Annotated in this window: 15 protein-coding genes and 1 pseudogene; 11 read left to right on the top strand and 5 right to left on the bottom strand. The window is 35.8% G+C overall.

The genetic code is table 11. The annotated features are described in order from the left end of the window. Positions 1–7 precede the first annotated feature (7 nt). Entirely contained in the window at positions 8–616 is a 609-nt protein-coding gene (locus tag B4N66_RS10520) for a hypothetical protein (RefSeq protein WP_291094635.1), read from the bottom strand. 380 nt (positions 617–996) lie between these two features. Here B4N66_RS10520 and B4N66_RS10525 point away from each other — a divergent pair, with 380 nt between their 5' ends. The 9 genes and pseudogenes from B4N66_RS10525 (at position 997) to B4N66_RS10565 (ending at position 9,137) form a co-directional block, all read left to right on the top strand. After that, positions 997–1,920: an ABC transporter ATP-binding protein gene (locus tag B4N66_RS10525; protein WP_248436777.1), complete on the top strand. Its 924-nt coding sequence runs from the start codon at positions 997–999 to the stop codon at positions 1,918–1,920. Continuing rightward, positions 1,920–3,227: an ABC transporter permease gene (locus tag B4N66_RS10530; RefSeq protein WP_291094638.1), complete on the top strand. Its 1,308-nt coding sequence runs from the start codon at positions 1,920–1,922 to the stop codon at positions 3,225–3,227. Before B4N66_RS10525 ends, B4N66_RS10530 begins: the two co-directional genes overlap by 1 nt. Before the next feature lies 1 nt (position 3,228). After that, positions 3,229–4,080, top strand: coding sequence for a mechanosensitive ion channel family protein (locus tag B4N66_RS10535; RefSeq protein ID WP_291094640.1), 852 nt, complete (start codon positions 3,229–3,231; stop codon positions 4,078–4,080). After that, a pseudogene (locus B4N66_RS10540) lies at positions 4,077–5,546 on the top strand (potassium/proton antiporter); the annotation flags it as partial. The gene B4N66_RS10535 and the pseudogene B4N66_RS10540, both read left to right, overlap by 4 nt. A gap of 868 nt (positions 5,547–6,414) precedes the next feature. After that, positions 6,415–7,578, top strand: a complete 1,164-nt coding sequence (locus B4N66_RS10545) for a sigma-54-dependent transcriptional regulator (protein ID WP_291094641.1) — start codon at positions 6,415–6,417, stop codon at positions 7,576–7,578. Between the two features lie 84 nt (positions 7,579–7,662). Further along, positions 7,663–8,274 carry a DEAD/DEAH box helicase gene (locus tag B4N66_RS10550; protein WP_248434358.1) on the top strand — a complete coding sequence of 204 codons (612 nt, stop codon included), beginning with the start codon at positions 7,663–7,665 and terminating at the stop codon, positions 8,272–8,274. 59 nt (positions 8,275–8,333) lie between these two features. After that, complete coding sequence (locus tag B4N66_RS10555; protein ID WP_112086990.1) at positions 8,334–8,552, top strand: putative signal transducing protein; 219 nt, start codon at positions 8,334–8,336, stop codon at positions 8,550–8,552. 30 nt (positions 8,553–8,582) lie between these two features. Beyond that, positions 8,583–8,828, top strand: a complete 246-nt coding sequence (locus B4N66_RS10560; RefSeq protein ID WP_291094644.1) for a hypothetical protein — start codon at positions 8,583–8,585, stop codon at positions 8,826–8,828. A gap of 3 nt (positions 8,829–8,831) precedes the next feature. Further along, a complete protein-coding gene (locus B4N66_RS10565; protein WP_291094645.1) occupies positions 8,832–9,137 on the top strand; it encodes a type II toxin-antitoxin system RelE/ParE family toxin in 306 nt (101 codons plus the stop codon). On the opposite strand, the gene B4N66_RS10570 is transcribed toward B4N66_RS10565, so the two are convergent. Beyond that, the gene (locus B4N66_RS10570) at positions 9,138–10,361 is read right to left on the bottom strand and encodes an MFS transporter (protein WP_291094646.1); all 1,224 of its coding nucleotides are present in this window, start codon (positions 10,359–10,361) and stop codon (positions 9,138–9,140) included. It abuts the gene before it with no gap. 248 nt (positions 10,362–10,609) lie between these two features. Between B4N66_RS10570 and B4N66_RS10575 the strand changes: the two genes are divergently transcribed. After that, positions 10,610–12,244 (top strand): ABC-F family ATP-binding cassette domain-containing protein, encoded by a 1,635-nt coding sequence (locus tag B4N66_RS10575; RefSeq protein WP_248434354.1) that lies wholly within the window; start codon positions 10,610–10,612, stop codon positions 12,242–12,244. A 286-nt stretch (positions 12,245–12,530) separates the two neighbouring features. Next, entirely contained in the window at positions 12,531–12,803 is a 273-nt protein-coding gene (locus tag B4N66_RS10580; RefSeq protein WP_291094647.1) for a hypothetical protein, read from the top strand. 88 nt (positions 12,804–12,891) lie between these two features. Here B4N66_RS10580 and B4N66_RS10585 read toward each other — a convergent pair whose 3' ends face one another. From B4N66_RS10585 to B4N66_RS10595, 3 genes are all read right to left on the bottom strand, one after another. Beyond that, positions 12,892–14,832, bottom strand: coding sequence for an OmpA family protein (locus B4N66_RS10585; RefSeq protein ID WP_291094648.1), 1,941 nt, complete (start codon positions 14,830–14,832; stop codon positions 12,892–12,894). Between the two features lie 13 nt (positions 14,833–14,845). After that, on the bottom strand, positions 14,846–15,757 hold the full coding sequence (locus tag B4N66_RS10590; RefSeq protein WP_291094649.1) for a PorP/SprF family type IX secretion system membrane protein: 912 nt from the start codon (positions 15,755–15,757) through the stop codon (positions 14,846–14,848). A 52-nt stretch (positions 15,758–15,809) separates the two neighbouring features. Further along, a partial coding sequence (locus tag B4N66_RS10595; protein ID WP_291094650.1) for a gliding motility-associated C-terminal domain-containing protein occupies positions 15,810–17,138 on the bottom strand: 1,329 nt, incomplete at its 5' end.

Below are 17,138 nucleotides of genomic sequence, written 5' to 3' on the forward strand. Positions count from 1 at the left end.
TCAATGTTTATTTTTCCCGATTATATTTTATGAATTCTTTATCATCATAAATATTCAAAAGTTTCGTTTTTTTATCAATGATTGCATAAATTTTATAGGCCCTTTCTTTATTAAAATCTTTAATAACATCACAAAGTTTGCTTGTGCTTTCATTTTCATAATTTTCAACAACATATTCCATCATTTGATCAATTGCATAATCCCAGTCTTCTTTTTCTAAATCATTATCAAAAAGTAATTTTATGATTTTTCCTTTTTTAGTCTCAAATAAAACAGAAATAGCTAAAGATTGATTGTAATTTTTACTCAATTTTTCAGGGGTTTCCGATGATGTTATTAATTTGACATTCATTTCTTTGCCTTTGTTTATTAAAGATTTTAGGCTCTTGCTCAAAACATCAAAATGTTGTTTTCCGGCTTCTTTTAGAAAAGCATCAAAATATGGTTTTAAAATGTATACAACAATTGCAGTGGGAATTGTCCATTCAAGTGCTGCAAAAACTCTCATCTCTTTTATTTTATATTCAACCTGAATTCCATTTATAAGAAAAGGTTTGATGTCTTTTTGTATAGCTTCTACCGAATAATACTCTGGAAAATCAATATGTATATTCATGATTTTAAGATTTAATCTTATTTATTAAAAGGTTATTTAAATAGCTCCTAGTTGGTTAAAATAATAGCTACTCCATTTTTTATTCCTGCTAATATACCAAATCCCGAACAATTTAACACTTCCTCTTCTCAAATTCTCTTCCTAGCACCCAACCCGCGTGAGGGATTGCAGCGGAAAGCCCACAGCCACGACGGAGCTTGCGGAGTTGGGGCGAGGACTTGCAGTGGAAAGCCCGACCCCGTTGCTGAAGACTAATTTCTTTTGAACTTGGATTTCCTGCAACGGGGACACGCCCACCTAAAAAAAATGTACTTTATTTACGGGGTTCTATTTCGGCTTTGGCTGTTATTTCTTATATTTACCAAAACTCGAAAATTAGTATGAGCAACATCTTAGAAGTTAGGAATGTAGTGAAAAAATATGGCGATTATACTGCGTTGAACAGTGTTTCGCTGGCGGTTCCGAAGGGGAGCATTTATGGACTTTTGGGTCCGAATGGTGCCGGGAAAACGTCGCTTATCAGAATCATTAATCAGATTACAATGCCGGATAGCGGCGAGATTTTGTTGGATGGCGAAAGGCTTGAGCCCAAGCATATTCAGCACATTGGTTATTTGCCCGAGGAACGCGGTTTGTATAAATCGATGAAAGTGGGCGAGCAGTGTTTGTATTTGGCTCAGTTGAAGGGTTTATCGAAACAAGAGGCCAAAAAACAGCTGGATTATTGGTTTGAAAAGTTTGGTATTGAGGGCTGGTGGAACAAGAAGATTGAAGAGCTTTCGAAAGGGATGGCTCAAAAGGTGCAGTTTGTGGTGACGGTTTTGCACAAACCCAAATTGCTGATTTTTGACGAGCCTTTTTCAGGGTTTGATCCGGTGAATGCGAACATCATTAAAGACGAAATTCTGGAATTGAAAAAGCAGGGTGCGACGATTATTTTTTCGACGCATCGAATGGAAAGTGTGGAGGAATTGTGTGATGATATTGCGTTGATTCACAAATCGAATAAGCTGATTGAAGGCAAATTGACGGATGTGAAACGCGAGTTTAGAACGAACCATTTTGAGGTGGGCATTGTGACCGCCAATGTGGAAGGGTTGATGTATGATTTGACGCAGAAATTCACGGTGGATCAGGCGAGTTTTAAATCGTTGAACGATGATTTGAAGTTAGAAATCGGACTGGGAACAGCGACACCAAACGAGTTGCTTCAATTGCTGACACAACGCGGTCAAGTGACGCATTTTGTGGAGAAAATTCCAACTGCTAATGATATTTTTATTAAAACTGTAAGTCAAAACTAATGAGTATTCTGAGCTTAATTATCAAAAGAGAATTTATTGCCAAGGTTCGCAACAAATCGTTTATTGTGATGACTTTTTTGAGTCCGCTATTGTTTGTTGGAATTGCTGTTTTTGTTGGGTTTTTGGCTTCTATGAAAGCTGATTTGAAACGCATTGCGATTCACGACGAAGGCGGCAATTTTGTAAACGAATTTGTGAATGACGAAGAGTATTCGTATCACGATTTGTCGAAAATTGATTTGCAATTTGTGAAAGACAGTGTGCTGAAAGAGAGCTATGAAGGGTTGATATATATTCCGAAAACGGATAGTTTATCGACGGTTCAAAATCAGGTGCAGTTTATTTCGAATGATAGTCCGTCGATGGATTATATTTTGGATGTGGAGGATGTGATTGAGAAGAAAATTACACAATATAATTATGAAAAATTAGCGATTGATACGGCTCGAATTAGCTTGGCAAAATCGAAGGTTGATATTGTTTTGAAGAAAGCTTCGGGCGAAGATACGGTGAAGGGTTTGAACGAAATTAAACTAGTAATCGGTGGAATTTTCGGTTATTTAATTATGATGTTCATTATTATTTACGGCAATTTTGTGATGCGAAGTGTGATTGAAGAAAAGACGAATCGAATTATTGAAATTATTATTTCGTCGGTAAAACCGTTTCAGTTGATGATGGGTAAAATCATTGGAAACTCGTTGGCAGGAATTCTTCAGTTTTTAATTTGGACGATTTTGGGATTGGTGCTTTTCTTTATTTTTTCGACTGTTTTTGGGATGCAAATGGGAGCTTCGTCAGATGCTTCGGGAGAAGCTGTTGCGGCAGCCAGCCAAAATGGTTTGATGGAGAAATTGCCTTTGTATTATGAAGAATTGAAGAGCTTGCCGTTGGTGACTTTATTGATTTCTTTCGTTATTTATTTTATTGGCGGATTCTTTTTGTATAGTTCGTTTTATGCGGCTATTGGTGCTGCAGTGGACAACGAAACCGACTCGCAACAGTTTTTGTTACCGATTATTTTGCCTTTGATTTTGGGGGTTTATATTGGATTTTTCACGGTGTTGAATGACCCGCACGGAACGGTGGCAACGGTGTTTTCGATAATTCCATTAACGTCGCCGATTGTAATGTTGATGCGGATTCCCTTTGGCGTGCCGTGGGAGCAACTTGTGCTGTCGATGGTTTTGCTGTATGCTACATTTTTAGGCGTGGTTTGGTTTGCAGCGAAAATTTACCGTGTTGGGATTTTGATGTACGGAAAGAAACCAACCTGGAAAGAATTATATAAATGGATGAAATATTAATATGGAAATCATAAACAAAATAATAGACATTTTCGGTTTAAGTTTAATCAAAACAAAAGATGTAAACTTAACTGTAGGTGCTGTTGTTGCTCTGATTGTAGCGTTTGTTGTTACCAGTTTTATATTAAAATTTTTCAGAAAATTTGCTACACGGAATTTGCCTGTAGCAGACAAAAATAAATTTGTCAGTATTTTTCAGTTTGCCAAGTACTTGGTTTATTTGTTTGTGATAATGTTTACGTTGAATGCTTCGGGTATTAACATTAGTGTTTTGCTCACGGCTTCGGCAGCGATTTTCATTGGTTTAGGTTTTGCGTTGCAACAATTATTTCAGGATTTAATTGCGGGAATTCTAATGATTCTCGATCAATCGTTGAAAGTTGGTGATATTATTGAAATTGATGGAAGAGTTTGCCAAGTAGAAAAAATCAGTCTTCGTTCAACCAAAGCAGTGACCAGAAACGAACGGGTTTTGGTCATTCCGAATCATAAATTTATGACCGATGTTTTGTTCAATTGGACACAAAACAGCGATATCATCCGCGAAAGCGTTACAGTTGGTGTGGCGTATGGTTCTGATACCGAACTGGTCAAGAAGATTTTATTGGAATGTGCAAAAAATAATAAAAGTACACTAGATACGCACGAACCTATTGTGATGTTTGAGAATTTTGGTGATTCTTCACTTGATTTCGGACTTTATTTCTTTGTGGACGACGGTCTTTCGATTCCGAGAGTGCGAAGCGAACTCCGATTTGAAATTGATAAACAGTTTAGAGCAAACAATATTTCGATACCATTCCCGCAAAGAGATTTGCATTTAATTTCTAAACCGGAAAATAAAAGTGAATGAATTTAAGTATTGAAAATATATTATTAATCGGTTCACTTTTACTTTTAATCAGTATCATTGCCGGAAAAACTTCCTATAAATTTGGGGTTCCAACATTAGTTTTGTTCCTTGGAATTGGAATGTTGGCGGGTTCTGAAGGACCGGGTGGAATTATATTTGATGACCCAAAATTAGCTCAGTTCATCGGAATTGTTTCGCTGAATTTCATCCTGTTTTCCGGAGGTTTAGATACGACTTGGAGTTCCATTAAACCGATTTTGTGGCAAGGTGTGGCTTTGTCAACGTTAGGCGTTTTGATTACGGCCGTTTCCGTTGGAACATTTGTTTATTACATTACTGATTTTACGATTTATGAATCGTTGTTGCTGGGTTCGATTGTTTCTTCCACGGATGCGGCAGCGGTTTTCTCTATTTTAAGATCGAAGAGTTTAGCTTTAAAATCAAATATTCGACCCACGTTAGAGTTAGAAAGTGGTAGTAACGATCCGATGGCGTATGTGTTAACGATTGCTTTTTTAGGATTGGTTATTAATCAAGATCAGGAGCAAAGCCAAAATATTTTGTCGGTCATTCCGCTTTTTCTTCAGCAAATGGTTATTGGTGCAATTGCCGGACTTTTGTTTGGAAAAGCGAGCAAATACATTATTAATAGTCTCAAATTAGATTTTGAAGGATTGTATCCCGTTTTGGTGATTGCGTTGATGTTCATCACGTTTTCCGCAACTGATTTTGTGGGTGGAAATGGCTTCTTAGCTATTTATTTATGTGCAGTTTATTTAGGTAATCAGGATATCATTCACAAAAAAACAATTCTGAAAATGTTCGACGGTTTGGCGTGGTTAATGCAAATCGTTTTGTTTTTAACGCTTGGGTTATTGGTTTTTCCGTCGAATATTGTTCCGGTTATTGGAGTTGGACTATTGATTTCTGCCTTTATGATTTTTGTAGCCAGACCAATTGGTGTTTTTCTAAGTTTAATTCCATTTAAAATCAAGAACAGAAAAAAAGCATTCATTTCTTGGGTCGGATTAAGAGGTGCTGTTCCGATTGTGTTCGCTACTTATCCGCTTTTGGCTGGAATTGAAAAGGCTGAAATGATTTTTAATATTGTGTTTTTAATTACGTTAACTTCTATTTTAATTCAAGGAACAACGTTGTCTGTTTTTGCTCATTGGTTGCACGTTTCGTTACCGGAAAAAGTGAAGTTGAAAGGACCACTCGAAATCTTTTTTGATGAGAATCCAAAATCCGAAATCGGTGAAATTAATTTAGTTGAAAATGATTTTGCCGTTGGAAAAAAAGTCGTAAACCTTGGTTTTCCTAAGAATGCTTTGATTACGATGATTAAACGGAATGAGAAGTATATTACACCAAGTGGTTCGACTATTTTGGAATCGGGTGATAAGCTCATCGTTCTTTCCGATAAAAAAGAAAGCATTGATTTTATTGAAGAAAGTTTAAAACGGAATGAAATTATATTGAAAAAACGTTTTATTATTTTTGTAGAAACTACAGAATTGAGTCATTCGCTCATACAAAATGCGTTAAAAATTGCTAATAATCAAGATATTAAATTTTGTTTGGTGCATCAATCGAACAGTTTTCTTCCTAAAATAATGGATGCTACTGAGCGATTAATTGCCATCAGAAAAGATAAAACCGAAGCATTAATCAAATTAAAGGAAATTGCGAAAGAAGATTTTCCTGCTGAAAACGTGGAGTTTTTGGTTTCGGAAGAAAAGATTAATCAATTGTATGAGCAGCTCAAAAATCCGAAATATGAAGATTATATTTTTGTTGGATTGAAAGGAACGAGTTACATCAAAAAACATTTAATAGGAAGTATTGCTACGCAAATTACAGATAATATTAATTCCACTGTTTTTGCGTTACCCTTTAGAGAATCAAAGTTTGATATAGAAGAGTTTTTTGTTGGAATCAGTAACACGGAAAACTTTAACTTTGATGCTCTGAATAAAACGATTGAATTTTTTCCTAATTTGGAAAAAGTAAATTTGTTTACGATTTCAAATAATTCGGATAATCAATTGCTTTCCCGAGATATTTTGGATAAAGTGCACCATCCTAAAAATATGGAATTTGAAGTGACTTATAGAGTAATTTCCGATAAGGAAAAATTAAAAGAAACGATTGAATGTTCCGAAGATCATACCAACAAACTATTAGTGATTCAAAAAGGAGCAAGAAATTTTTCGGATAAAATGTTTAGAAATTATTTTACGAATGAATTTGTTTACGAAGGAAAATTTCCAATGATCATTCTTCCGCACAACGAAGTGACATTGGTGGATTAAAAAATATAAAATTAGAATTATGCCAAAAATATTAATTATTGAAGACGAAGCAGCCATCCGAAGAGTGTTAACCAAAATTCTTTCGGAAGAAAATGACACCTATCAAGTGGAAGAAGCTGAAGACGGACTTTCCGGTGTTGAAAAAATTAAAAACGAAGACTACGATTTAGTGCTTTGCGACATCAAAATGCCCAAAATGGATGGGGTAGAAGTGCTTGAAGCCGTTAAAAAAATAAAGCCCGAAATTCCGATGGTGATGATTTCCGGTCACGGCGATTTGGAAACGGCTGTCAATACAATGCGATTGGGAGCGTTTGATTATATCTCAAAACCACCGGATTTAAATCGATTGTTGAATACGGTTCGAAATGCATTAGACCGAAAACAATTGGTGGTTGAAAATAAAATTTTAAAGAAAAAAGTCAGCAAAAATTATGAGATGATTGGTCAATCGGAACCGATTAATCACATCAAAGAAATGATTGAAAAAGTGGCTCCAACCGATGCTCGTGTGCTTATTACCGGTCCAAACGGAACAGGGAAAGAGTTGGTGGCTCATCAATTGCACGAAAAAAGCGAACGTGCGGCTTATCCAATTGTGGAAGTGAATTGTGCTGCCATTCCGTCTGAATTAATCGAAAGTGAATTATTCGGACACGTGAAAGGAGCCTTTACTTCAGCCGTGAAAGACCGTGCCGGAAAATTTGAAGCAGCTGATGGCGGAACGATTTTTTTGGATGAAATTGGCGACATGAGTTTAGCCGCACAAGCTAAAGTTCTACGTGCTTTGCAAGAAAATTTGGTACAACGAGTTGGTGCTGATAAAGATATAAAAGTCAATGTTCGTGTGATTGCCGCAACAAATAAAGATTTACAAAAAGAAATTACCGAAGGTCGTTTTCGGGAAGATTTGTACCATCGTTTGGCGGTGATTTTAATTAAAGTTCCGGCTTTAAACCAAAGAAGAGATGACATTCCGTTATTGATTGAACATTTTGCAAACAAAATTTCGGAAGAACAAGGAAATACGGCCAAACAATTTTCAGCCAATGCAATTAAATTATTGCAAGAATACGATTGGACCGGAAATATTCGCGAACTTCGCAACGTGGTAGAACGTTTGATTATTCTTGGCGGAAGTGAAATTTCGGAGAATGATGTGAAGATGTTTGCTAGTAAATAAAAATGGTAAAAGGTAATTAGTAATAGGTGAAAGGAAATCCCATCACCCATCACCATTTACCCATCACCCATCACCTTTTAAAATATGCAATTAAAAAAAATAAACCCAAAACTTCAACAAGCCCTTATCGAATTGGGTTTAACTGAAGCGAATGAAATTCAACAAGAAACGTTTTCTACTTTAAAAAGTGGGGCAGATGCAGTTATTCAATCTCCTGGCGGAAGTGGTAAAACGACGACTTTGGTGCTGAATGTTATTCAACGATTGGAAAAAGCTGTCGGTGAAAGCACACGAGCCTTAATCGTAGTAGAAAACAGAGATAAAGTAACCGAAATGGTTGATTTATTTGAAAAGTTTGGTGATTTCCTTGATTTAAGAGTCATTGGCGTTCACGAAAAAGGTGATATTGATTATGATAAAAACCAAATCTCGTTAGGAATGGATGTGTTAATTGGAACACCAACTAAAATTAATGATATGTTTTCATCTGCGGGATTTAATATGAATACCATCAAAATGTTTGTAGTGGATGATGCCGAAGTGATGTTTAGAAACCGAATGGATGCCATCATTCTCCGACTTTCATTAAGCGTAGAAAAAACACAACGGGTTTTCTTTTGTTCAACGATTACTGAAAGAGTTGAAGTATTAGCCGATAAAATAATGATAGAACCCGTCTTCTTCGAAGCAGATTAGTTAACCGAAAAAACCCGCAACCCGCAACCCGCAACTTTTAAACCTTAAAACCGAATACTATGGGAATGATGAAAATATTTTCCGGAAGTCAAATTTTAGCTTCCGCATTAAAAGAAAAAATAGAAGAAATAGGGGTAGAAGTACTCCAAAAAGACAACATTCAATCCGCTCGTTTGGGTGGTTTTGGCAACTTGGATTTAGCCGTAGAATTATTTATTGACGAAAAATATTATGGTAAAGTGACGGAAGTTGTTGAGAAATTTAGAATGAGTATTTAAATTTGTATATTTGTTATTAAATTGATTAGTATGGATTTAGCTGCAAAAAAATCGGAACTTTTAGATTGGTTGCTTCATCTTAAAGATGAAAGTAAGCTAAAAAAATTAATTGCTTTTAAATCAATAATAGATAATGAAGTTGTTGCTCATACCGTCAGTGGTTATCCAATTGATAAGCAAGAATACATCAATATGGTCAATGAAGCTGATGAAAGAATATCCTCGGGAAAATATACCACAATGGAAGATTTAGAAAAAGAAATTGAGAATTGGTAGAAGATGCAGAGTCAAATTAGAATTATTTGGGATAATAATGCAAAAACTGATTTAAAATTAATTTATGATTTCATAAAATTAAAATCGCCACAAGGAGCAAAAAATGTCATTAACGATATTGTTACAAATACAAAGAACATAAAGTTTACACAACAATATCAAGTTGACGAAATTCTTGGTGAGCCTTACAGAAGAATTGTCGTAAGAAATTATAAGATAATCTATAAAATTCAATCTGAATCTGAAATTAGAATTCTTCAAATTTTTGATACTCGTCAAAACCCTATCATACTGAAAGGCAAAGAGTAATCACCTAAAAATCTTCAAATAATAAGTCAAAACCGAAATAAAAACGCCAAAAATTCCAATAAAACCAAACGAATACCGCAAGCTGGTGAGTTCAGCAATGTGACCAATAACTGGCGGTCCAATCAAAAATCCTAAGAAACTAATTCCGGTTACAATTGTCAACGCTTCTCCGGTTGGAATCGTTGTATTTCTTCCTGCCGCACTATAAATGATGGGAATAACATTTGAAACACCAAAGCCAACCATCATAAATGCAATCGTACTCGGAATCAAAAACGGAAAAACAACAGCAGTATACAATCCCAACGAAATAGTTATACCACTCACAATTAGAATATTTTTTGCACCGTATTTACGAACTAAAATATCACTCAAAAATCGTCCGGAAGCCATTGTTATCATAAACGAAGTATAACCTAAAATCACTAAAGCTCCTGGTGCCTTGACAATATCTTTAAAATAAACACCGCTCCAATCAAACATAATTCCTTCACTTGCCATACAACAAAAACCAATTACGCCAAGCCAAATCAACGACTTGTCAGGCATTTTAAATTTAGGTTTTGCAATGTCAATTTCCTTTTTAACCGCTTTCACTTTAATCAAAAACCGATAATTGATAAAAACGATTAAACCAACAATTGCAAACACGATGATGAAATGTTGATAGGGAGTAAGTTTAAAAGCCAACATCACCAATCCAACCAAAGCTCCGCAAAATCCGGCTAAACTCCACGATCCATGAAAAGAACCCATAATAGGTTTTCCGAAAACTTGTTCCGTATAAACGCCTTGCGTATTGATGGAAATGTTACTGAAATTTCCGCAAATTCCAAATAAATACAAACCTAAAGCCAATTGCCACGTTTCTTCTGCCAATCCAATATTTGTTAAGCAAAATGCATACAGAATTAAAGAAAATAGCAATACTTTTCTACTTCCAAAGCGGGTAACTAATTTTCCTGAAAAAGGCATCGCTGTTAATTGACCAATTGGGAGAGCAAATAAAATCGTACCCAATTCTCCTTCGCTCAAATTCAAAAACGATTTAATATCCGGAATTCTACTCGCCCAAGAAGCAAAACAAAATCCCATTCCAAAATAGAAAAAAGACATCGCCAAACGAATTCTGTTCAAATACGTTTGTTTCGCTTTCCGATAGCTTTTTTTATGCTTTTGTTGCGGAATAATCTTCCCGAGAAAACTGTAGTCAAATAAAGGCATAGGTTTATTGGCTGATTGAGGTAGCAAAATTAATTAAAAAAATAGGGTTTACGCTTGATTTTGATTTCATTGGCAAACGAATTAGCTATTTTTCAACAATTGTTGACGCATTTTAGCAATACCAAAAATAATTGTCATACTAATTATCATTTTCAAACTTCAAGATTCCACAAATCGATTATCTTTGCACCTTGAAAAAAATTCGAGCATTCGAATAATCAAATAATCTAACAATCGAATAATCCACAATGATTACAGTAAACGATATCTCCGTTCACTTTGGCGGAACCACTTTGTTCAGCGATGTTTCTTTTGCCATCAACGAAAACGATAAAATTGCCTTGATGGGAAAAAACGGTGCCGGAAAATCCACACTTTTAAAGATAATTGCAGGCGAAAGTAAACCGTCAACCGGAAATGTTTCTGCACCAAAAGATGCCGTAGTTGCCTATTTGCCACAGCATTTGTTAACGCAAGATGGTTCAACTGTGATGGAAGAAGCGTCAAAAGCATTTGGAGAAATCTTCAAAATGAAATCTGAAATCGACGAAATCAATGAGCAATTAACGATTAGAACCGATTATGAAAGTGATGAGTATATGAAATTAATCGAAAAAGTTTCCGACTTAAGCGAGAAATTTTATGCCATTGAAGAAATCAATTACGAAGCCGAAGTAGAAAAAATATTAACCGGACTAGGATTTGAAAGAACCGATTTCACACGTCAGACCTCCGAATTTTCAGGAGGTTGGCGAATGCGAATTGAGTTAGCCAAAATCCTTCTTCGCAAACCCGATTTGATTCTTCTCGATGAGCCAACCAACCACATGGACATCGAAAGTATTCAGTGGTTAGAAGATTTTTTAATCAATTCAGCCAAAGCAGTTGTGGTCATTTCGCACGATAGAGCGTTTGTGGATAACATCACCAATCGAACTATTGAAGTCACAATGGGACGCATTTATGACTACAAAGCAAAATACACTCATTACTTAGAACTTAGAAAAGACAGACGAATTCATCAGCAAAAAGCCTACGACGAACAACAAAAAATGATTGCCGATAACCAAACGTTTATCGATCGTTTCAAAGGAACTTTTTCTAAAACCGATGCCGTTCAATCCCGTGTAAAAATGCTTGAAAAACTCGTTTTGGTGCAAGTCGATGAGGTCGATACATCGGCATTAAAATTAAAATTCCCACCGGCCATTCGTTCCGGTCAATATCCGGTAATCGTAAAAGATTTAGAAAAATCGTATGGCGACAAACTGATTTTTAAAGATGCCAACATCGTCATCGAAAGAGGAGACAAAGTTGCTTTCGTCGGTAAAAATGGCGAAGGAAAATCAACCATGATCAAAGCTATCATGAAAGAAATTGAAATCAACGGCGGAAGCGTAGAAATCGGTCACAACGCACAAATTGGTTATTTTGCACAAAATCAAGCGTCATTATTAGACGAAAATGCAACCATTTTTGAAACTATCGACGACATTGCGGTGGGCGACGTTCGAACGCAAATCAAAAATATTTTGGGAGCATTTATGTTCCACGGCGACGACATCACCAAAAAAGTAAAAGTACTTTCCGGTGGCGAAAAAACTCGTTTGGCAATGATAAAATTGTTGCTCGAACCGGTGAATTTGCTCATTCTCGATGAGCCTTCCAACCACTTAGATATGAAAACCAAAGACATCATCAAAGATGCGTTACGGGATTTTGACGGCACATTGATCCTCGTTTCCCACGACCGTGATTTCCTCGACGGCTTGGCGACCAAAGTCTTTGAATTTGGCAACAAACGCGTCAAAGAACATTTTGAAGACATCAAAGGATTCTTGGCGATGAAAAAAATGGAAAATCTTCGCGAAATCGAAAAATAAGCTTTAAAAATAATATGGGCGTGCCCACAAGGGTCGGGCTTGTCGTTACATCCCGATAGCTATCGGGATCACAAAAAACACCATTTTCTTAAACCCAAAAAAGAGCTTCCTTTGGTCGCTTTTTTGGCCTGAGAAAATTGGTGTTTTTTTGTTCCGGGCTTCCCACTTCAATCCCTCACGCACCTCCGTGCACAAAAGCAATTTGATTATAATCATTCTAAATTTCTTTACACAATCATAAGTTATTGATTTTAAATTATATTTGAAAAATTTTAAAATTACAGCTATGGATCAACGATTGAAATTTTGTAAACTTTGCGAAAACCAAAAATATTCCGCAGAAGGCTTAGTGTGCGGACTAACACTTCAAAAACCAACCTTTGTTGATTCTTGCCCTGAATTTAAACCTTCAGAAAAAGAAATGGATAAATCACTTCGTCAACAAGAAAGTTTTTCAAATGAAGTAACTGAAGAGTCCGGTTTAGGATGGAAAAATATTCTGTGGGGAATTATCGTCATTATTGCTATTATCAGGTTAATAATGCGAATGAGTTCTTAATTAATTTAATGACAAAACAGTCGTATAAAAAAACATCCCGTTAAATCTAACGGGATGTTTTCGTAATGTAATTTAAATTAACAAGTATTTATAAAGCAGTAATAATGAATTGGCTTCTTCTGTTCAATTGGTGTTCGGCTTCGGTACATTCTACACCATCAGCACATTTGTTTACCAATTGTGTTTCTCCGTATCCTTTAGCAGTTAAACGATCTGCAGCAATACCGTTTTTGATTAACCAATCACGAGTAGATTTTGCTCTTCTGTCAGACAACACTTCGTTGTAACGATGCGTTTGACGACTATCGGTGTGCGAACGAATATCGATTTTCATATTTGGATATTCATTCAATACATCTAAGATTTTAGCAATATCAATTGCAGCATCCGGTCTGATGTTCCATTTATCTAAATCAAAATAGATTAGGTTGATTCCAAATACATCCGCTAAATCGCCACCAATTGGAATGCTTTTCACTGCTTTTTCCAATTCAATCGGAAGTTCAGTTGTGCCACTTTCTTTTCCTATAATCACAGGTACTTCTTTTGTGGTATATTCCGGTTGTTCTGCACGAACGTAATATTTTTTCTCACATTCCACTTCACCAAAGTCATAACGACCATCCGGACCTGAGATAGTTTCTTTTAACTTATTGAAATTCTCATCAAACAAAGTCAGTTTTGTATTTGGTAAAATGGCTCCGGTTTCTTCATCGGTTACAATTCCAGCCAACAATTGTTCGCAATCAAATTGCAATTCTTTTGTTTCAAGGAATTTATAAATATCATCATTACCAACTCCGTTTGGACGGTTAGAAGATAAAAATCCTCTTTTGTTGGCTTTGTTGATAATCAATGCAAAATCATCATGCGGACTATTTGCTGGTTCTCCAATATTGTGTACTTGTTTGAATGTTCCATCAGTTTCTAATTTAGACACAAAAATATCCAAACCACCTAATCCGGGATGACCGTCTGAAGCAAAATACAGTTCGTTATCTGAAGTAATAAATGGAAATGTTTCGCGACCTTCGGTATTAATATCAGCTAAATTCACAGGAGTTCCATAGGAATCTGGGGCTAAAATATCAACTTTAAAAATATCAGATAAACCTTTTGTTCCTGGCATATCAGAAGCAAAGTACAAAGTTTTTTCATCTGCACTCAAAGAAGGATGAGCCACTTGATAACTGTCGCTGTTAAATGGAAGTTCTTTAATGTCTGTCCATTTTTCATCCACCAAAGTAGCTTTATAAATTTTTAATAAAGTGACTTTGTTGGCATCTTTTCCTTTTTTACCATTTAAATAATTATTTCGGGTAAAATAAACAGTTTTGCCATCTTTTGTAAAAGCCGGAGTTGATTCATGGAATTTAGAATTCAATTTTTTGCCATATCTATCGGTGTTGGAAAGAGCACCTTCTGCACTCAAATCAGCACCATATAAATTAGAAAAGTATTGATCTGTCCATGTGTGTTTTCTTTTAGAAAAGTTTCCGGTATCACGGGTGGAGGTAAAAACCACTTTGTCCATAAAGAATGCCGGTCCGTAATCTGAGTATTCAGAATTGATTCCTGCATCTTCAATGTCATAACGACCTGAATTCTTTTTGATGGCTTCGCGGTAATCTTTTTGTTCTTTTGCTAAAAGACCACGTTTATCGTTTCCGCTTTTCTCGTTGAATTTTGCCATCATTTCATCAGCTTTGGCATAATTTCCAACCGTTTTTAATGATTGTGCGTAACGGAAATAGTATTCAGGTTCCACGTCTTGGGACATTGCAAAAAGTTCTCCATACCATTTTTCTGCGTTCACTAAGTCGGCATTAAAATAATAGGCATTCCCTATTTTTTGCAACATATCAGGTGTTTTATACCCTTTTTCTGCAATTCGTTCATAGGTTTTAATAGCATCTATGTAAGCGAATTTGTCATAGTTTTTAGTAGCTTTTCGTTCACCTGCTTTTTGCGAGTAAACATTTACAGCAATAAAACTAAACAAGGCGATGTATATAAATTTAATTTTCATGACTGTTGCTTTATTAGAAGAATCTAGGTGATACAATTTTATTGTGTTTTGTGAATAATTCAAAGCGTAAGAAAATCTCATGCGAACCTGAATTAAATCGTCTTAATCGGGTAGTTTCATGATCATAACCATAACCAATGAAAAGCCCGTCTGTAACTTGGAAACCAGCCATGGCACTCACGGCAGCATCCCAACGCCAAGCAGCTCCTAACATAAACTTATCATTATATAAGAAATTGGCAGAAACATCCACTTGCAATGGAGCACCTTCTACGGCTTTGGTTAATAATGCAGGTTTGAATTTTAGGTTATAAGTCAAATCAAATACATAACCGGCAATAAGATAGAAGTTCATTCGCTCAGCATTGATAGCCACATCGTTGTCGCTATAACGTTTTGTTTCAAAAAAGTTTGGAACAGAAAGCCCAACATACATTTTGTCTGAGTGAAAATAAACTCCTGCTCCAATATTTGGAGTAAACTTGTTGTCCAAATTTTGAAATTGCGGATCACCTGCATCTTGAGGGTTTAATTTGTTTACATCTAGATTAAATAAATTAGCTGTTCCTTTTACACCAAAAGAAAGTTTGAAAGTTTCTGAGGTTTGAACCGTATAGGATACATCAGCAGATATTGCATTTTCATTAGTAGGACCGATTTTGTCATTTACGAATGAAAGACCAACTCCAAGATTACTATTGTTGATTGGTGTGTTAATCGAGGCAGCATTTGTAACCGGAGCACCATCTAATCCAACCCATTGGGTTCTGTGCAATCCAAAAATGCTCATTACTCCTCTTGATCCCGCGTAGGCCGGATTCACGTTGATTGTGTTGTACATGTATTGCGTGTACTGTGCGTCTTGTTGTGCAAGTGCCGCAAAACCTGTAAACATCAAAGCGATAAATAAAAATTTTGTTCTCATTTTGTTTCTTTTTTAGAAACCTGAGGGCGGGGTGACCCTCAGGAGTTTAATTTTATCTTGTTAGGTATAAATATCCGGATTTGTTTTCAACATTTCCTTCTGGAGTAGTATAATTAATGATATAGAAATATGTTCCTGTTGGTAGCTCTGCATTTTTGTTTAGAGTGGCTCTACCTTCTGAAATTCCTTCAAATCGTCTATCATTGTTGTTATAATTTTCTACTTCATAGACTAACACGCCCCAACGGTTATAGATTTCAACAGTGTTACTTGTATAACACTCAGTATTTTCAATATTTTCAATTGAGAAATACTGATTCAATGCGTCTCCATTTGGTGAAAAAGCGTTGTGAATAACAATCGCATCACATGGGAATACAAGACAGTCATCGTTTACATTCATTGTAACTTCATATACTCTTGGACAATCACCTTCAGTAATTTCATACTGCAAGATATAATTTCCAATTGAAGAAACTTCATTCGGACTGAAAATATTTCCATTTAAAGCTCCTGTGTTGTTTACATCAACCCAAACACCTCCGGTTGTTCCGTCAGGAAGTAATTCATCTAAATTAACAGTTGTTATATCTCCAATACATGATTCAGTATCAATTCTAGTTAAATTATTTTGAATTGAAACATTAATAGTTTGAATAAATGTTGAAGGATTTCCACAACTATCTGAAACTTCCCAAGTTCTTACAATAGTATAAGATGTTGGTGTTTCATTTATTGTTTCCTCTGTGAATGTTGGTTCCCCAACAGCTGAACATAAGTCAGAAAAAGTTAATTCAGGTGCTTCAGGAATTGCATCACAATTTACAGAAATGCTTTCTTCAAATTCTGAAGAAATAGGACCGGTTGTGTCTTGAACCAAAATAATTTGAGTATGTGAAACAGCATTTTGACAATCGTCAACTGCAACCCAAGTTCTTGTAATAATTGATTCTCCTGCACAATCTCCTTGTTCAACAGTTTCTGTTAAAGTTACTACTGCATTTCCACAACTATCTGTTGCAGTTAAGGTAGCAGCCGCTGGAATTGAACTACATTCTGCTGTTTCATCAGCAGGTAAGTTTTCTACAAAAACAGGGGCCATAGTGTCTTGAACTGTAATTATTTGAGAATATGAAGTTGAATTTCCACATTCATCAGTTGCTACCCAAGTTCTTACTAATGTATAGGTATTAGTACAAATTACATTTTGAGTTGATTCAGAGAAAGTTACGCTTGCATCTCCACAGCTATCAGTAGCAGTTAATATCACTGCTGTTGGGATATCGTTACATTCTACAGTTAGATCACCAGGAAGTTCTTCTACAAAAGTAGGAGGCGTTGTATCCTGAACAGTGATGATTTGAGTATGAACAGTTTCATT

Source organism: Flavobacterium sp. UBA2787 (genome assembly GCA_002352205.1).
Taxonomy (GTDB): Bacteria; Bacteroidota; Bacteroidia; order Flavobacteriales; family Flavobacteriaceae; genus Flavobacterium.

What these genes read in the sequence shown, in the direction of transcription:
- B4N66_RS10530 (WP_291094638.1), top strand. Translation starts at nt 1,920, where the DNA reads ATGAGTATTCTGAGCTTAATTATCAAAAGAGAATTTATTGCCAAGGTT.
- B4N66_RS10580 (WP_291094647.1), top strand. Translation starts at nt 12,531, where the DNA reads ATGGATCAACGATTGAAATTTTGTAAACTTTGCGAAAACCAAAAATAT.
- B4N66_RS10555 (WP_112086990.1), top strand. Translation starts at nt 8,334, where the DNA reads ATGGGAATGATGAAAATATTTTCCGGAAGTCAAATTTTAGCTTCCGCA.
- B4N66_RS10520 (WP_291094635.1), bottom strand. Translation starts at nt 616, where the DNA reads ATGAATATACATATTGATTTTCCAGAGTATTATTCGGTAGAAGCTATA.
- B4N66_RS10560 (WP_291094644.1), top strand. Translation starts at nt 8,583, where the DNA reads ATGGATTTAGCTGCAAAAAAATCGGAACTTTTAGATTGGTTGCTTCAT.
- B4N66_RS10585 (WP_291094648.1), bottom strand. Translation starts at nt 14,832, where the DNA reads ATGAAAATTAAATTTATATACATCGCCTTGTTTAGTTTTATTGCTGTA.
- B4N66_RS10545 (WP_291094641.1), top strand. Translation starts at nt 6,415, where the DNA reads ATGCCAAAAATATTAATTATTGAAGACGAAGCAGCCATCCGAAGAGTG.
- B4N66_RS10535 (WP_291094640.1), top strand. Translation starts at nt 3,229, where the DNA reads ATGGAAATCATAAACAAAATAATAGACATTTTCGGTTTAAGTTTAATC.
- B4N66_RS10575 (WP_248434354.1), top strand. Translation starts at nt 10,610, where the DNA reads ATGATTACAGTAAACGATATCTCCGTTCACTTTGGCGGAACCACTTTG.
- B4N66_RS10590 (WP_291094649.1), bottom strand. Translation starts at nt 15,757, where the DNA reads ATGAGAACAAAATTTTTATTTATCGCTTTGATGTTTACAGGTTTTGCG.
- B4N66_RS10550 (WP_248434358.1), top strand. Translation starts at nt 7,663, where the DNA reads ATGCAATTAAAAAAAATAAACCCAAAACTTCAACAAGCCCTTATCGAA.
- B4N66_RS10570 (WP_291094646.1), bottom strand. Translation starts at nt 10,361, where the DNA reads ATGCCTTTATTTGACTACAGTTTTCTCGGGAAGATTATTCCGCAACAA.
- B4N66_RS10565 (WP_291094645.1), top strand. Translation starts at nt 8,832, where the DNA reads ATGCAGAGTCAAATTAGAATTATTTGGGATAATAATGCAAAAACTGAT.
- B4N66_RS10525 (WP_248436777.1), top strand. Translation starts at nt 997, where the DNA reads ATGAGCAACATCTTAGAAGTTAGGAATGTAGTGAAAAAATATGGCGAT.